Annotated in this window: 1 protein-coding gene; it reads left to right on the forward strand. The window is 64.6% G+C overall.

Annotated elements, in window-relative coordinates; all coding sequences use genetic code 11:
* Positions 1 to 573: 573 nt before the first annotated feature.
* Positions 574 to 1,848: MCP four helix bundle domain-containing protein (locus tag GHC57_RS18995; RefSeq protein ID WP_246152519.1), on the forward strand; the 1,275-nt coding region annotated here is incomplete at its 3' end.

Here is a 1,848-nt window from a genome sequence, read left to right on the forward strand (position 1 = left end):
GTTCACGTTATGTTCTACGCCGTTTCAGGCCACCTGTCACCACATGATGTGGTCCCGGACTCAAAGGGATAAGCCTTCCATGATAAAAAATGGACAAATGTGTCATTGTGTGAATCCCCCGGCCCGGCCTGAACGTATCCAAGCCACGATTTAAACGTGACCCTGTCCGGTGTTTACGGAATATTGAGGGGCCCTCCGTCAAGATGCTAGTATTATATACGGTCCGTGTCCTGGCTCTGCCGGCGCGAACAGCGCCCGGGGCCTTCGCCTTGAAACTCGAGAGGGGGGCGGCGGTCGGGCCATGGGATCGGGCGCCGTCTCTGCCGGCACATCAGGGGGCGGGGCGGCGTCGTCAGGACGACCCGGGACGGGGGCTGTCGGAAGCGGCGACGCCAAGTCCGCAGGACGACGCTACGGGGGCTTTGGATGTGGTCTTTCCAGACCGGATGACACCACACGAGACACACTGTGTCAGGGTCCCGCTCTGACAACGCGCGCGGTCGCCCCAGGATCCGCAGGGACCCCGTCGGATCGGCCGGCCTAGCACAAGAGTGAAACGCCATGTTGAAGTCCATGAAGATTGGAACGAAACTCTACGGTGGTTTCGGAGTGGTTCTTGCTCTTCTGATAGTACTTGGCGTCACGGCCTCTCTGCAGCTCTCTGGTATTGGGGGTGTCTTTAACCAGTACGAGGGCCTTGCCAGTTCGACCAACGAGATCGGTCGTGTGCAGGCCAATGTTCTGGAGGGCCGCATGGGGGTGAAGGATTTCATCATCCGGGGCGATCGGTCCGCCATCGACCAGGTCCACGACCGCCTGGACGCGGCCGAAGCGTTCATCGACACGACGGAGCAGATGACGGAGGACGCGGCCGCGGCGCGGCTGCTGGATGGCCTGCGGGACCAGATCGACGAATACCGCGCCGCCTTCGAGCGGGCCACCGATTTGCAGGACCGGCGCAACGAGCTGTTCGCGGTGCTCAACGCCGTCGGGCCGGAGATCGAACGGACCCTGACCGAGATCATGCGCACCGCCAACGACGACAACGACGCCGCGGCCGCCTATCAGGCCGGCCTGGTGCTGCGTCATCTGCTGCTGGCGCGCCTCTACGTCATGAAGTTCATGGACGACAACCTGGCGGACTCGGCCGCGCGAGCCGAGCAGGAACTGGACGCGATGGACGAGACCGCCGCGACGCTGGTGGCGCAGCTTGACGACGACACCCGCCAGCGTCTGGCCCGGAAGGCGATGGATGCGGCGGACGCCTATCACACGGCCTTCACCGATCTGGTGGACGCCATCACCCGCCGCAACGCGATCATCTCGGGCACGCTGGATGTGATCGGCCCTGCGGTCGCGCAATCGGCCGAGGATTTCAAGCTCGCCAACAAGGATCGCCAGGACACGCTCGGCGGGCAGGCCATGGCCACGATCAACCAGACCATCCTCGTCACCGTCGTGATCGCCGTGGTCGCGGTCGGGATCGGGGTGGCGGCCGCCTGGGTCATCGGGCGCGGCATCACCGTTCCCATCCTGGCCATGACCCACGTCATGGACCGGCTGTCGCACAAGGACTACGACACAGAAGTCCCGGCCAAGGACCACAAGGACGAGGTGGGCGTCATGGCCCAGTCGGTCCAGATCTTCAAGGAAAGCATGCAGAAGGCGGACGCCCTCGCCGCCGAGCAAGCGGCCGAGGTGGAGCACCGGCAGGCCCGCGCGGCGCGCATCGAGGAACTGAACCACGAGTTCGACATGGGCGTCAGTGGCATCCTGGAGGCCGTGGCCGCCGCCGCGACGCAGTTGCAGTCCTCCGCGCAGAGCATGGCCTCGATCGCCGAGGAGACC

It is taken from the genome of Roseospira navarrensis, from assembly GCF_009601025.1.
Taxonomy (GTDB): domain Bacteria; phylum Pseudomonadota; class Alphaproteobacteria; order Rhodospirillales; family Rhodospirillaceae; genus Rhodospira; species Rhodospira navarrensis.